Origin of the sequence: Kitasatospora sp. NPDC101235 (assembly GCF_044767505.1) — a bacterium.
Classification (GTDB): Bacteria; Actinomycetota; Actinomycetes; order Streptomycetales; family Streptomycetaceae; genus Kitasatospora.
Map to the genome: position 1 here is coordinate 53278 of NZ_JBIWNZ010000001.1, position 13988 is coordinate 67265.

A 13988-nucleotide genomic window follows, 5' to 3' on the forward strand; every position below is an offset into this window, starting at 1 on the left:
AGACCACAGCCCCAACGCCCCGGAGGACAAGGACCCCCATGAACATCCCCAGCCTGTCGGCCGCCAAGGCCCGCGTCGAGGACATGCGCGCCGAGGGCCGCTACATCGTCCCGCGCTTCGTCGAGCGCACCACGCAGGGCATCCGTGAGTACGACCCGTACGCCAAGCTGTTCGAGGAGCGCATCATCTTCCTCGGCTCGCAGGTCGACGACGTCTCGGCGAACGACATCATGGCGCAGCTGCTGTGCCTGGAGTCGATGGACCCGGACCGCGAGATCCAGATGTACATCAACTCGCCCGGCGGCTCGTTCACGGCCCTGACGGCCATCTACGACACGATGCAGTACGTGAAGCCGGACATCACCACGGTCTGCATGGGCCAGGCGGCCTCCGCCGCGGCCGTGCTGCTCGCCGCCGGCACCCCCGGCAAGCGGATGGCGCTGCCGAACGCCCGCATCCTGATCCACCAGCCGTACACCGAGACCGGCCGCGGCCAGGTGTCCGACCTGGAGATCCAGGCCAAGGAGATCTTCCGGATGCGCGAGCAGCTGGAGGAGATGCTCTCCAAGCACTCCAACAAGACGGCGGAGCAGGTGCGCGACGACATCGAGCGCGACAAGATCCTCACCGCCGAGGAGGCCGTCGAGTACGGCCTGGTCGACCAGATCATCACCACCCGCAAGACCTCGCTGACCTCCTGAGGTCGGCTCCCTCCCGGCCCGCGACGGGCTGGAGGGGCCCATCGGGGCGGGGTGCGCACGCGGGTGGCGCACCCCGCCCCGGCCCATCGGCGGGCCCGTGCGACGGCATCTGTTCGGTATCAATTCGCCCAGGGCGTAGGGCAGACCTGGCGAAGAGGCCGGAATCACGGGCCCGGCAGAGTACCGTCGGATAGCGAGACCGAGCGCCGTCGGCGTTGACGGTCCACAGCACCAGGCCCCGGAACCCCTGCGGGGCCCCTGGCGAAGGGGAAGCACCTCGTGGCACGCATCGGAGACGGTGGCGACCTGCTCAAGTGCTCGTTCTGCGGCAAGTCGCAGAAGCAGGTGAAGAAGCTGATCGCCGGCCCAGGCGTGTACATCTGCGACGAGTGCATCGACCTGTGCAACGAGATCATCGAGGAGGAACTCGCCGAGACCTCCGAGGTGCGCTTCGAGGAACTCCCGAAGCCGCGCGAGATCTACGAGTTCCTGGACCAGTACGTGGTCGGTCAGGACCTCGCCAAGAAGGCGCTGTCGGTGGCCGTCTACAACCACTACAAGCGTGTCCAGGCCGGCGAGGCGGGCCGCAGCGGCGGCAACGGCCGTGAGGACGCCATCGAGCTGGCCAAGTCCAACATCCTGCTGCTGGGCCCCACCGGCTCCGGCAAGACGCTGCTGGCGCAGACCCTGGCCCGGATGCTCAACGTGCCGTTCGCGATCGCGGACGCCACCGCGCTGACCGAGGCCGGCTACGTCGGCGAGGACGTCGAGAACATCCTGCTCAAGCTGATCCAGGCGGCCGACTACGACGTCAAGAAGGCCGAGACCGGGATCATCTACATCGACGAGATCGACAAGGTCGCGCGCAAGAGCGAGAACCCGTCGATCACCCGGGACGTCTCCGGCGAGGGCGTGCAGCAGGCCCTGCTGAAGATCCTGGAGGGCACCACCGCCTCGGTGCCGCCGCAGGGCGGGCGCAAGCACCCGCACCAGGAGTTCATCCAGATCGACACCACCAACGTGCTGTTCATCGTCGGCGGTGCGTTCGCCGGTCTGGAGCGGATCATCGAGGGCCGCGCGGGTGCCAAGGGCATCGGCTTCGGTGCCAACATCCGCTCCAAGCGGGAGTCGGACGCCAGTGACCACTTCCGCCAGGTGATGCCCGAGGACCTGGTGAAGTTCGGCATGATCCCCGAGTTCATCGGCCGTCTGCCGGTGATCACCAGCGTGCACAACCTGGACCGTGAGGCGCTGCTCCAGATCCTCACCGAGCCGCGCAACGCGCTGGTCAAGCAGTACCGCAAGCTGTTCGAACTGGACGGCGTGGAGCTGGAGTTCTCCCGGGACGCGCTGGAGGCGATCGCCGACCAGGCGATCCTGCGCGGCACCGGCGCGCGCGGGCTGCGGGCCATCATGGAGGAGGTGCTGATGTCCGTGATGTACGAGGTCCCCTCGCGCCAGGACGTCGCCCGCGTGGTGGTCACCGGCGACGTGGTCTCCAAGCACGCCATCCCCACCCTGGTGCCGCGCGACATGATCAAGCGCGAGCGCCGGGAGAAGAGCGCCTGACCCGAGGCCTTCGCACGAGGAGGGGCCCCGCACCGGATCCGGTGCGGGGCCCCTCCTCGTGCACCGTGTCACCTGGCGACGACCATGGCATCGCGGAGCGCCCTGGTCTTGTCGGCGGCCTGGGACAGGGTGGTGTCCTGGCCGGTGATGTTCCCGCTGCCGTTCAGGTTCACCTTGCTGAAGGTGACCCGGCCGGTGGTGGACCTGTCCGCCCACACGCAGACCGTCGGGCCGGGCTTGCCCAGGAGGCTGATCACGCCGCAGGAGAGCTTCGCCGAGGAGTTCCTGCTGTCGCGGGCCGGGAAGGCGGTCAGCGGGGTGGTCCAGGTGGTATCGCCGGTGGTCTTCTTGGCGTCCTCGATGATCTGTCCGGGGTCGTTGAGATCCCCGTAGACGCCGAGCACCGTGAAGGTGTCGAGGTCGGTGCCCCGGCTGTAGCTGGCCGCGATCACGTGGAGGTCCTTGCCGAACTTCGCCGCCTCCGGGTTGTTCGGTTCGACGGTCTTCTCCTCGGCCGACTTCTGGGAGTAGCCGTCCGCGACGCTCTCCGGGGCGGTCATCTTGTACCGGCCGCCCTGGTCGCCGCCGCCGCCGAGGAACTTCCAGGCGGCGAAGCCGCCGCCGGCCAGCACCAGCGCGCCGATCACCAGCCCGATCACCAGGCCGCCCCTGCCCTTCGACTGCGGCGGCGGGTAGCCCGGCTGTCCGTACGGCGCCTGCGGCGGAACGTCGTACGGCTGCGGGGGTGCGCCGTAGGGCTGCGGCTGGCCGTACTGCGGTTGGCCGTACGGGGGCTGACCGTACTGGGGCTGGCCGTACGGGGGCGGGGGTGCGCCGTAGGGCTGCTGCGGCGGCTGGCCGTACGGGGGCCGGCCCCCGTAGGGCTGCGGCTGTCCCTGCGGGTACTGCTGTCCCTGGCCGTACATCTGCGTCCGTGCTCCCCCGCCGCACCCGCGGCCTGTCGTGATGCCGAGTCGTTCCGTGCACGTCCGGTCCACCGGACGAGTGCCCGGGCACGCTACCGCACGGCGCCCGGTCGGGGTCCGCCGGAGCGTGCCGGGCCCGCGCACCGAAAGGGGTTCGTGACCCACGCCCCCGGTTACGTAAACTGTGCGTCGTGACCGACACGACGAACCAGCGCCCCGTGAGCACCTTTGCCGGGGACGAAGCAGCAACCCTCCCGACGACCTACACCCCCGCGGACGTAGAGGGCGAGCTGTACGAGCGCTGGGTGGACCGTGGCTACTTCACCGCGGACGCGAAGAGCGACAAGCCCGCGTACACCATCGTCATCCCCCCGCCGAACGTCACCGGCGTCCTGCACCTGGGCCACGCCTTCCAGCACACGCTGATGGACGCGCTGACCCGCCGCAAGCGCATGCAGGGCTTCGAGACGCTCTGGCTGCCCGGCATGGACCACGCCGGCATCGCCACCCAGAACAAGGTCGAGCAGCAGCTCGCCGAGGCCGGCCTGTCCCGGCACGACCTGGGCCGGGAGGCCTTCGTCGAGAAGGTCTGGGAGTGGAAGAAGAGCTACGGCGGCCGCATCCTCGGCCAGATGCGCCGCCTCGGCGACGGCGTGGACTGGTCGCGTGAGCGCTTCACCATGGACGAGGGCCTGTCCCAGGCCGTCCAGACCATCTTCAAGCGGCTCTTCGACGACGGCCTGATCTACCGCGCCGAGCGCATCATCAACTGGTGCCCGCGCTGCCTCACCGCGCTGTCCGACATCGAGGTGGAGCACGAGGAGGTGCCGGGCGAGCTGGTCTCGATCCGCTACGGCGAGGGCGACGACTCGATCATCGTCGCCACCACCCGGGCCGAGACGATGCTGGGCGACACCGCGGTGGCCGTCCACCCCGAGGACGAGCGCTACAAGCACCTGATCGGCCGGACCATCAAGCTGCCGCTGACCGACCGCGAGATCCCGGTCGTCGCGGACGAGCACGTCGACCCGGAGTTCGGCACCGGCGCCGTCAAGGTGACGCCCGCGCACGACCCGAACGACTTCGCCATCGGCCAGCGCCACGACCTGCCCAACCTGACCGTCATGGACGAGCGCGGTGCGATCACCGTGCACGGCCCCTTCCTCGGCATGGACCGGCTGGAGGCCCGCTCGGCCGTCGTCGGCGCGCTGCGCGAGCAGGGCCGGATCGTCTCCGAGAAGCGCCCGTACATGCACGCGGTCGGCCACTGCTCGCGCTGCCACACGGTGGTCGAGCCGCGGCTGTCGCTGCAGTGGTGGGTCAAGGTCGAGCCGCTGGCCAAGGCCGCCGGCGACGCCGTCCGCGACGGCAAGGTGGAGATCCACCCGAAGGAGCTGGAGCGCCGCTACTTCGACTGGGTCGACAACATGTACGACTGGTGCATCTCGCGCCAGCTCTGGTGGGGCCACCGGATCCCGGTCTGGTACGGCCCCGAGGGCGAGGTCGTCTGCGTCGGTCCGGACGAGCAGCCGCCGACCGGCGAGGGCTGGGTCCAGGACCCGGACGTCCTGGACACCTGGTTCTCCTCCGGCCTGTGGCCGTTCTCCACGCTCGGCTGGCCGGAGCGGACGCCGGACCTGGAGAAGTTCTATCCGACCGACGTCCTGCTGACCGGCCACGACATCATCTTCTTCTGGGTCGCCCGGATGATGATGTTCGGCCTGTACGCGATGGACGGCGAGGCGCCGTTCAAGACCGTCGCCCTGACCGGTCTGGTGCGCGACGAGTTCGGCAAGAAGATGTCGAAGTCCTCCGGCACCGCCGTGGACCCGCTGGACTGGATGGACGCCTACGGCGCCGACGCCGTCCGCTTCACCCTGGCCCGTGGCGCCAACCCGGGCGCCGACGTGCCGATCGGCGAGGACTGGGTCAAGGGCTCGCGCAACTTCTGCAACAAGATCTGGAACGCGACCCGCTTCGCGCTGATGAACGGCGCCACCGTCGAGGGCCCGCTGCCCGCGCCGGAGGAGCTGACCGCGGTCGACCGCTGGATCCTGTCGCGGCTGAACGCCACCGTCGCCGAGGTGGACGCGCTGTACGACGACTACCAGTTCGCCAAGGCCACGGACGCGCTGTACCACTTCGCCTGGGACGAGGTCTTCGACTGGTACGTCGAGCTCTCCAAGACCACCCTGGCCAAGGGCGGCCCGCAGGCGGACGCCTCGCGCCGGGTGCTCGGCGAGGTCCTGGACGTCACCATGCGGCTGCTGCACCCGGTCGTCCCGTTCGTCACCGAGGCGCTGTGGACGGCGCTCACCGGCGCCGAGTCGCTGGTCGTCACCGAGTGGCCGAAGGACGGTGGCTACCGCGACGCCGACGCCGAGGCCGAGATCGCCACGCTGCAGCAGGTGGTCACCGAGGTCCGCCGGTTCCGTTCGGACCAGGGCCTCCAGCCCGCGCAGCGCGTTCCGGCCCGGCTGGAGCTGGACGGCACCGTGCTGGCCGTCCACGAGGACGCGATCCGCTCGCTGCTGCGGCTGACCGCCCCCGAGGAGGGCTTCGCGGCCACCGCCTCGCTGCCGGTCGCCGGCGCGACCGTCTCGCTGGACCTCTCCGGCACCATCGACGTCGCGGCGGAGCGCAAGCGCCTCGCCAAGGACCTCGCGGCCGCCGAGAAGGAGAAGGTCCAGACCACCGCCAAGCTCGGCAACGAGGCGTTCCTCGCCAAGGCGCCGGACGAGGTGGTCGCCAAGATCCGGGGCCGCCAGGAGGCCGCCGAGGCCGACATCGCCCGGATCACCGCCCAGCTCGCGGCACTGCCGCAGGGCTGAGCCGCCGGACCCGCCTGCAGGGGCCGTACTCCGCGACGCGCGGGGTGCGGCCCCTCGGCGTTTTTCCGGGGCGCCGCTTCCGGGCTCGCTTTCGCTACGCCTAATAGCCCAGCCGCATTGCTCCCTTCCGGCGAATTATCATCCCGCGACCGGGTGGGGTCCTATTCCGAGCGAATTGATTCCGGTCTTGCCCGCGCGCGTTCGCGGAAGTTTGCAGGTCCGCTGTGTACGGTGTGCACGGAGTTTCCGAATGGGCGTTTTTGTCGAGCGTTCCTGCTGAACGACGGACCGGAGGGCATGGCGTGGTGGTGACCGAGGAGTTGGCCGACGAACTGCCTGCCGAGGCGGTCGAGGAGGCCAAGGCCAGGGCGGCGACCCTGCTGCTCGCGTTCCGGCACGGCAACCAGATCGCGTTCGACCACGAGCTGGACCTGCTGTTCGCCGAGCACGCCGAGCGCGAGGTGGCCACCCTGCTCACCTGGATCGCCGCCGAGGCCGTCCGCAAGGCGTACGCCCCCGAGGTCGGTGACAAGGTGCTGCGGGCGATGGCCCGGCGAGCCCCGGCGGACACCGGTGGGGTCGAGGTGGACGAGGAGACCGCGAACGCCGCCCAGCTGATCGAGGCGGTGGCGGCCGGTGAGGTGGCCGAGGTCCGCGGCCTGGTGGCGGCGACCCCGGACACCACCTTCCTGCTCGGCGGTCTGCTGCAGGGCGTCGCGATGATGCTGCCGCTGCTGCCGGAGGGCGAACTGGCCGAGATCACCGCCGAGTTGCGCCGTCGGCGCGGCGGCGCCGCGCACGTGCCGGAGGCCCGGGCCGGGGTCTGAACCCGGCCCGGGCGGTGAAGGGGCACAGCTACGGCATGGCGTGCAGGTGCGAGCCGACAATGCTCGCGACCGGGTTGCCCGCCTTGGCGTCCCAGTTGGTCGACCAGGTCATCGCGCCGCCGATGCCCGGCCACGTGGTGTCCGGCTTGTAACTGCCGCAGTTGGTGCCGGAGGCCAGGCAGTCCAGCGCGTTGCCGACCGTGCCGGCGGCGACGTACCCGCCGCCCGCGGCGCTGGTGGAGGCCGGCACCCCGAGGCCCACCTGGTCGGGCCGCAGCCCGCCCTTGAGCTGGATGCAGGCCAGCGCGGTGAGGAAGTTCTCGGTGCCCTGCGAGTAGACGTTCCCGTCGCAGCCGTTCATCGCGCCGGAGTTGTAGTACTGCATGTTGACGATGGTGAGGATGTCCTTCACGTTCAGCGCCAGCTTGAAGTACTCCATGCCGGTCGACTGCATGTCGATCGTCTGCGGCGCCATGGTGAGGACGAATCCGCTCCCCGCCTTTGCCGCCAGGGCGTGCAGCGCCTGGCCCATGTAGGTGGAGCTGATGCCGTTCTCCAGGTCGATGTCGATCCCGTCGAAGCCGTAACTCTGCATCAGCGCCCAGGCGGTGCCGGTGAAGTTCGCGGCGGAGGCGGAATCGCCCACCCAGACCGTGCCGTTCTGCCCGCCGACGGAGAGCACCACCCGTTTCCCGGCCGCCCGCTTGGCCGCGATGTCTGCCTTGAACTGGGCGTCGGTGTAGCCGCCGAGGCGGGAGGAGAGGGTCGGGTCGAGGGTGAAGCTCAGGCCGCCGCGGGTGGCGGTGGCGTCCGCGAAGGAGACCGCGATGATGTCGTAGGCGGCCGGGACGTCGCTGATCCGCTGGAGGGTGGCGCCGTTGTCGAAGTTCTGCCAGTAGCCGGTGAGGATGTGCTTGGGCAGGCCCGGGGGCCTGGTCGGGGTCGACGTCGCGGTGGCGGTGGGGCTGCCGGTGTCCGTGGCGGTGGCCGTCGGGCTCGGCGAGGCGGTGGCGGTGGTGGTCGGGCTCGGGGACGGCTGCGGTCCGCCGGGTCCGAGCAGCGAGACGTCGTCGGCGGCGAAGGCCGGCTGCCCGTACCAGCCGTGCAGGTAGACGGTGACGCTGGTGGTGTTCGGGCCGGTGGTGAAGCTCGTGCTGAGCTGGGTCCAGCCGGTGCCGGGGGTCCAGGTGCTCGGATCGGTGCCGCCGGTGCCGCGGGCGCCCAGGTAGACGTACGAGCCGTGGACCCAGGAGCTCAGGGTGTACGAGGAGGAGGGCTTCACCGGGACGGCCTGGGTGCACTCGCCGGTGTCGCCCGCGCCCGGGGTGGACTGCAGGGCGTACGTGCCGGAGTGGGTGGTGGTGCTCTGGACCGTGCCGCTCGAACAGGTCCAGCCGGACAGGTTCCCGGTCTCGAAGCCGCCGTTGGTGATCAGGTCGGTGTCGGCGGCGTGGGCGCCGGTCCCGCCCGCCAGGACGAGTCCGCCCAGGCCGATGACCAGGGCGCTCGCTCCGGCGAGCAGGGAGTGGACGGCGCGCGGGCGCCGGTGTCGGGCAGGTGGCATGACTCCGTCTCCAGTGGGGGAGGCCCGGCGGTGCCTCGTGGGGGAGGAACGCCGTCCGGGGTGTCGATGGTGCGCGTGCGGGAGCTACCGACAACTCAAGTCCCGGTCGGGAACGGAGACTTGCCTCACAAGGTGGAGTAGACCAATTAGGCTGTCAAGAGGACCTGGGCGGCCCGCGGCACGGTCGGGTCCGCGTCGGCCCCTTCCGGCTCGGCGATCGCCGCGGTCAGCGCGGCGATCCGGGCCGAGGCCAGGCCGTCGCCGTACGGGCTCGGGGTGGCTGCCAGTCGGGCGAGCCGCTCGGGGGTGTCGGAGAGCCAGGCGCGCGTTGCGGCGGGTCTTGGCCCAGCCGTTGCGGCCGAGCAGCATCCGGGCGGTGGCCCGGGCGGCGACCACGAACAGGTGGTAGGCGTAGAGCCAGACCAGGACGCCCCAGAGCAGGCCGGTGAGCCGGCTGCGGTCGGCGTGGACGAGCCGGCGGTAGGCGAAGCCCCAGAGGACCATCGGGAGCGCGGCGAGCACGAAGGCGAGCAGCATCAACGGGCCGAACCTGAGCTGGAACTCGGCGGTCTCCGCCGGGAAGAGCACCAGACCCGCGCCGGTGATCCCGAGCGAGAGCGGGAGGAGCAGCACCAGCAGCACGCAGACCACCGGCTGGAGGAAGGTGTACAGCACCTCGGCCTTGCCGGACACCGTGTAGTGCGGCGAGCGCAGCACCCGGCCGGTGTAGCGCAGGCACTGCATGTTGCCCTGGGCCCAGCGGGTGCGCTGGGTGAGGAAGCGGCGCAGCGAGATCAGGCCCTCCTGGGAGACCTGGGCCTCGGTGACGTGGGTGAGCCGCCATCCGGCGAGCCGCAGGTCGACGCCGGACTCGTAGTCCTCCAGCAGGGCGCGCTCCGGCCAGGGGCGGCCGGCCCGGCCCTCCTCGGCGGTCAGCGAGTCGAGGGCGGTGAGCCGGACGAACTGGCCGTTGCCGCCGAGGCCGACGCTGCCGGTGCGGCGGCGCAGCAGCTGCATGCCGGCGTTGTTGGCCTGGAACTCGACGTCCTGCATCCGCACCAGTGCGCGGGCCAGGGCGTTGGCGGCCCGGCCGCGTCCGGGCAGCGGGAGCTCGTCGTCGGCGTTGCGCATCCGGACGCCGATCTGGACGGCGCCGGTGTCGGGGCGGCCGAGCGCCTTGGCGTTGCAGACCTGGGCGAGGGTGCCCGGGTCGAGCTGCCCGTCGGCGTCGACCACGCCGATCACCACCCGGGAGCGGTCGGTGCCCTCGGGCAGCCAGGCGGAGATCTCCCGGTAGGCGGCGTTGAGGGCGGCGCCCTTGCCGATCCGGGCGTGCGGGCGGCGGCGCTGGACCAGGTGGACCCGCGGGTCGCGGGCTGCCGCGGCGAGCACCAGTTCGCGGGTGGCGTCCTCGCTGTCGTCGTCGATCACCCAGAGGTGGGCCTCGGGCGCGCTGCCCCGCAGGCCGTCCAGGGTCTGGGTGACCACGGCCTCCTCGTCGCGGCAGGGGATCACCAGGTGCCACTGGAGGACGGCGGGGTCGCCGGGCTCGGCGGGGCGGTTGTGCCGGAAGGCGTGCCGGGAGCCCGCCCAGTAGACGAGGAAGCGTCCGAAGACCAGGGCCATGTAGCCGACGAGTGCCAGGGAGATCAGTCCGGCGACCCGGACGACAGCGTCCTGGCGAAGCACGATCCACTCGTGCAGGGCGTCAGGCATGGAGCAATGCTCCTCATGATCAAAGGCTGAAGGCTCCTGTCGGTTGCGAATCGATGCTTCGTTGCGGATCAAATCGCTAAATCGATAGTAAAGGGAGGAAACTAGGCGATCATGGCAAAGAAGGGGCAAAGTGGTCGTTCTCACCCCGTGAGGACGGCCCGCCAGGGCTCCGTAGACTGGGGTCGTGAGCGACAAGGCCGACCCGAACCCGTACACCATCCGCCCCGCCGACGGCGGCACCGGCGACGCCCTGCGCGACGTCGAGGTGGAGCTCTCCAAGCGCTGGCCGGAGAACAAGCTGGAGCCCTCGCTCGACCGGATCGAGGCGCTGATGGACATCCTGGGCGAGCCCCAGAGATCCTTCCCCTCCATCCACGTCACCGGCACCAACGGCAAGACCTCCACCGCCCGGATGATCGAGCAGCTGCTCAACACCTTCGAGCTGCGCACCGGCCGCTACACCAGCCCGCACGTGGAGTCCGTCACCGAGCGGATAAGCCTGGACGGCGCCCCGATCACCCCCGAGCGCTTCGTCGAGGTCTACCGCGACATCGAGCCCTACGTGCAGATGGTCGACGCGGCGCAGCCGGTGCCGATGTCCTTCTTCGAGGTGCTGACCGGCATGGCCTACGCGGCCTTCGCCGACGCCCCGGTGGACGTCGCCGTGGTCGAGGTCGGCATGGGCGGCTCCTGGGACGCCACCAACGTCATCGACGCCGCCGTGGCGGTGATCACCCCGATCGGGCTGGACCACACCGACAAGCTCGGCGAGACCACCGGCGAGATCGCGGTCGAGAAGTCCGGGATCATCAAGTCCGGCTCCGTCGCCGTCGTCGCCCAGCAGCAGCTGGACGCCGCCCAGACCATCCTGCGCCGCGCCGTCGAGGTGGACGCCACGGTCGCCCGCGAGGGCATGGAGTTCGGCGTGATCCGCCGCGAACTCGCCGTCGGCGGCCAGCTGGTGACGCTGCGCGGACTCGGCGGCGAGGAGTACGAGGACATCTTCATCCCGCTGCACGGCGAGTACCAGGCGCACAACGCGGCCCTGGCGCTGGCCGCGGTCGAGGCCTTCTTCGGCGTCGGCGGCGCGCGCGGCGGCCAGCTGGACGTGGAGAAGATCCGCCAGGCCTTCTCCGGCGTCTCCTCGCCGGGCCGTCTGGAGGTCGTCCGCCGCAGCCCCACGATCGTCCTGGACGCCGCGCACAACCCGCACGGCGCCCGCGCCACCGTGGCCGCGCTCACCGAGTCCTTCGGCTTCACCCGGCTCGTCGGCGTGATCGGCACCTCCGGGGACAAGGACGTGGCCGGCGTGCTGGAGGCCTTCGAGCCGATCCTGGCCGAGGTCGTCATCACCCAGAACTCCACCCACCGCGCGATGGACGTCGACGCGCTCGCGGCCCTGGCCGTCGAGGTCTTCGGCGAGGACCGCGTCCAGGTCGAGCCCCGGCTCGACGACGCCATCGCCGCCGCCGTCACCCTCGCCGAGGAGGAGGGCGACCTCGGCGGCGCCGGGGTGCTGGTCACCGGTTCGGTCATCACGGTGGGCGAGGCCCGCCTGCTGCTCGGGAGGAAGTGACATGAGGACGCTCTGCTCCTCGACGCTGATCGGCGAAGCGCTGTTGATCATGTTCGCGGCGCTGGTCGCGATGCGGCTCTCCGACGTCTCCAGCGGGGAGATCTGGACGGTCAGCGGCATCGCGATGGCGCTGTGCATCCTGCTCTGCGGCATGATCAACCGCCCCGGCGCGGTGCAGATCGGCTGGGCGCTGCAGATCGGCCTGATCGCCAGCGGCTTCGTCCTGCCGAGCATGTTCGGCCTCGGCGTGGTCTTCGCCGGCCTGTGGTGGTGCTCCGTGCACTACGGCCGCAAGGTGGACGAGTTCAAGGCCGCCCGGGCCGCCGCCGAGGCCGCCGCGGTACAGGCCTGAGGCCCGGACCGGCGGACCGACACGCCGTGTACGCAAGGTAATCTCTGCCTTGTCGGCGCCGCGTGTCGACATTGTCTGCCGAACCGAATCCCCAGGAGACGCACCGTGTCCCAGCGCACTCTCGTCCTGCTCAAGCCCGACGCCGTCCGCCGCGGCCTGGCCGGCGAGATCATCAGCCGCATCGAGCGCAAGGCCGGCTGGCGGTTCGCCGCCATCGAGCTGCGCACCTTCGACCGGGCGACGCTGGAGCAGCACTACGCGGAGCACGTGGGCCGTCCGTTCTACGAGCCGCTGCTGGAGTTCATGACCTCCGGCCCGTCGATCGCGCTGATCGTCGAGGGCGAGGAGGTCGTCAAGGGCATCCGCATGCTGGCCGGCGCCACCAACCCGCTGGAGGCCGGGGCCGGCACCATCCGCGGCGACTACGCGACGATCACCCGCGAGAACCTGATCCACGCCTCCGACTCCCCGGAGTCCGCCGAGCGCGAGATCAAGATCTTCTTCCCCGCGCACGCCTGACCCGGACCGGGCGACACACCCGGCAGGACCAGGGGCGAAGCACCGGGAGGACCGGCGCGGCACACCCGGAGGACGTTCGTACCGCCCCGGTCGGGACCATTGGCCCGGCCGGGGCATTCTTATCGTGAAATAGGGAACTGGGGGCGCCGACACGGCGTCCCAATCCTCGGAGATGCGATCACGCCCCGGACAATGGACGGTATGCCCCACGTCGACGTCCGTACCGCGCGGCGTGACTACGATGGACGCGACTCAAGGGCCCGGTAAGGCAGCTCAGCTGGTCTCCGCCCAAGCGTGGGCGCGCGCATTCGTCCACCCCCCCATGAACTCCGAGCCCGGGAAGGCACCCACACCCCATGGCGAGCAACCTGTCGTTCATCGGCCGCGACTTGGCGATCGACCTCGGAACAGCCAACACGCTGGTGTACGTCAGGGGCAAGGGCATCGTCCTGAACGAGCCGTCCGTCGTCGCGGTGAACACCAACACCGGCGGGATCCTCGCGGTCGGCGCCGAGGCCAAGAAGATGATCGGCCGCACCCCGGGCAACATCGTCGCCATCCGCCCGCTCAAGGACGGCGTGATCGCCGACTTCGAGATCACCGAGCGGATGCTGCGGTACTTCATCCTCAAGATCCACCGCCGCCGCTACCTGGCCCGCCCCCGCGTCGTGGTCTGCGTGCCCTCCGGCATCACCGGCGTCGAGCGCCGCGCCGTCATCGAGGCCTCCTCGCAGGCCGGCGCCCGCCAGGTGCACATCATCGAGGAGCCGATGGCCGCCGCGATCGGCGCCGGTCTGCCCGTCCACGAGGCCACCGGCAACATGGTCGTCGACATCGGCGGCGGCACCACCGAGGTCGCCGTGATCTCCCTCGGCGGCATCGTCACCGCCCAGTCCATCCGGGTGGCCGGCGACGAGCTGGACAACGCGATCGTCCAGCACATCAAGAAGGAGTACTCGCTGCTCCTGGGCGAGCGCAGCGCCGAGCAGATCAAGATGAGCATCGGCAGCGCCTTCGGCCTGGAGGGCGAGAAGGACGAGCACGCCGAGATCCGCGGCCGCGACCTGGTCAGCGGCCTCCCCAAGACCGTGGTCATCTCCGCCGCCGAGGTCCGCGAGGCCATCGACGAGCCGGTCAACGCGATCATCGACGCGGTCAAGACCACCCTCGACCAGTGCCCGCCCGAGCTGGCCGGCGACGTCATGGACCGGGGCATCGTGCTCACCGGTGGCGGCGCCCTGCTGCGCGGCCTGGACGAGCGGCTGCGCCGCGAGACCGGCATGCCGATCCACATCGCGGAGAACCCGCTCGACTCCGTCGCACTCGGCTCCGGCAAGTGCGTCGAGGAGTTCGAGGCACTCCAGCAGGTACTCGACGCCTCGCCGCGTCGTTGACAGGTCGCCGCAC

The 13988-nt window shown here is 70.6% G+C and carries 11 protein-coding genes; 8 read left to right on the top strand and 3 right to left on the bottom strand.

What is annotated here, in order from left to right:
• Positions 1–38: 38 nt before the first annotated feature.
• Together ACIRRH_RS00245 and clpX are read left to right on the top strand one after the other, a co-directional pair.
• On the top strand, positions 39–701 hold the full coding sequence (locus ACIRRH_RS00245) for an ATP-dependent Clp protease proteolytic subunit (protein ID WP_224277476.1): 663 nt from the start codon (positions 39–41) through the stop codon (positions 699–701).
• A 279-nt stretch (positions 702–980) separates the two neighbouring features.
• Positions 981–2270, top strand: coding sequence for an ATP-dependent Clp protease ATP-binding subunit ClpX (gene clpX, locus ACIRRH_RS00250; RefSeq protein ID WP_045696864.1), 1290 nt, complete (start codon positions 981–983; stop codon positions 2268–2270).
• Between the two features lie 68 nt (positions 2271–2338).
• Here clpX and ACIRRH_RS00255 read toward each other — a convergent pair whose 3' ends face one another.
• Entirely contained in the window at positions 2339–3196 is an 858-nt protein-coding gene (locus ACIRRH_RS00255) for a hypothetical protein (protein WP_403059466.1), read from the bottom strand.
• A 191-nt stretch (positions 3197–3387) separates the two neighbouring features.
• On the opposite strand from ACIRRH_RS00255, the gene ACIRRH_RS00260 reads away from it, so the two are divergent.
• Positions 3388–6027 carry a valine--tRNA ligase gene (locus ACIRRH_RS00260; RefSeq protein WP_403059469.1) on the top strand — a complete coding sequence of 880 codons (2640 nt, stop codon included), beginning with the start codon at positions 3388–3390 and terminating at the stop codon, positions 6025–6027.
• A 302-nt stretch (positions 6028–6329) separates the two neighbouring features.
• The gene (locus ACIRRH_RS00265; protein WP_224277480.1) at positions 6330–6854 is read left to right on the top strand and encodes a hypothetical protein; all 525 of its coding nucleotides are present in this window, start codon (positions 6330–6332) and stop codon (positions 6852–6854) included.
• A gap of 28 nt (positions 6855–6882) precedes the next feature.
• Here the strand turns inward: ACIRRH_RS00265 and ACIRRH_RS00270 are convergent, their stop codons facing one another.
• Positions 6883–8418 (bottom strand): chitinase, encoded by a 1536-nt coding sequence (locus tag ACIRRH_RS00270; RefSeq protein ID WP_403059472.1) that lies wholly within the window; start codon positions 8416–8418, stop codon positions 6883–6885.
• Between the two features lie 84 nt (positions 8419–8502).
• Positions 8503–10134 carry a glycosyltransferase family 2 protein gene (locus ACIRRH_RS00275; RefSeq protein ID WP_403059475.1) on the bottom strand — a complete coding sequence of 544 codons (1632 nt, stop codon included), beginning with the start codon at positions 10132–10134 and terminating at the stop codon, positions 8503–8505.
• A gap of 184 nt (positions 10135–10318) precedes the next feature.
• On the opposite strand from ACIRRH_RS00275, the gene ACIRRH_RS00280 reads away from it, so the two are divergent.
• The 4 genes from ACIRRH_RS00280 (at position 10319) to ACIRRH_RS00295 (ending at position 13975) form a co-directional block, all read left to right on the top strand.
• Positions 10319–11710 (top strand): bifunctional folylpolyglutamate synthase/dihydrofolate synthase, encoded by a 1392-nt coding sequence (locus ACIRRH_RS00280; RefSeq protein ID WP_403059478.1) that lies wholly within the window; start codon positions 10319–10321, stop codon positions 11708–11710.
• A gap of 1 nt (position 11711) precedes the next feature.
• Positions 11712–12062 carry a DUF4233 domain-containing protein gene (locus tag ACIRRH_RS00285; RefSeq protein ID WP_403059481.1) on the top strand — a complete coding sequence of 117 codons (351 nt, stop codon included), beginning with the start codon at positions 11712–11714 and terminating at the stop codon, positions 12060–12062.
• A 105-nt stretch (positions 12063–12167) separates the two neighbouring features.
• Complete coding sequence (ndk, locus tag ACIRRH_RS00290; RefSeq protein ID WP_224277488.1) at positions 12168–12581, top strand: nucleoside-diphosphate kinase; 414 nt, start codon at positions 12168–12170, stop codon at positions 12579–12581.
• A gap of 368 nt (positions 12582–12949) precedes the next feature.
• Entirely contained in the window at positions 12950–13975 is a 1026-nt protein-coding gene (locus ACIRRH_RS00295) for a rod shape-determining protein (RefSeq protein WP_049648984.1), read from the top strand.
• The last annotated feature ends 13 nt before the right edge of the window (positions 13976–13988 follow it).